General features: G+C 74.1%; 1 protein-coding gene. It reads left to right on the top strand.

The genetic code is table 11. The annotated features are described in order from the left end of the window. Positions 1-23 precede the first annotated feature (23 nt). A partial coding sequence (locus ACEPPI_RS40640) for a beta-ketoacyl reductase (RefSeq protein WP_373920259.1) occupies positions 24-536 on the top strand: 513 nt, incomplete at its 3' end.

The following is a 536-nucleotide window of genomic DNA, read 5'->3' as shown; positions in this document are numbered from 1 at the left end:
CCGCGTTCGTGTTGTTCTCCTCGATGAGCGGGATGACCGGTGCGGCCGGTCAGGGTAATTACGCTGCTGCGAACGCCTACCTGGATGCTCTTGCGGAGCAGCGGCGGGCCGCCGGGCTGGCTGCGACCTCGCTCGCGTGGGGCCCGTGGGCCGAGGGCGGTATGGCAGCTGATGACGCCCTGGAGGCGCGGATGCGGCGTGAGGGGCTGCCGCCCATGGCGCCCGACACCGCGATGGCCGTCCTGAAGCAGAGCGTCGCGGTCTCCGACGAGGCGGCTCTGCTCGTCGCGGACGTGGACTGGGAGCGGTTCGGCCCGGCCTTCAGCCTCGTACGCCCCAGCATGCTCTTCGCCGAGCTTCTGGAGACTCGGCCCGCCGGGTCCGCCGACCGGCCCGAGGTGGCCGGGTCGCCGGTCGACCGGCTGGCCGGGCTCGGTGCGGCCGAGCTGGAGCGGGAGCTGCTCGGGCTGGTCCGTGCCCAGGTCGCCGCAGTGCTCGGGCACGACGGCGCCGACGCCGTCGGGGCCGAACGTGCC

This window comes from Streptomyces sp. AB3(2024) (genome assembly GCF_041862025.1).
Taxonomy (GTDB): Bacteria; Actinomycetota; Actinomycetes; order Streptomycetales; family Streptomycetaceae; genus Streptomyces.
Note: the sequence above shows the minus strand (reverse complement) of the source record. Positions and strands in the feature narration are given on the sequence as shown.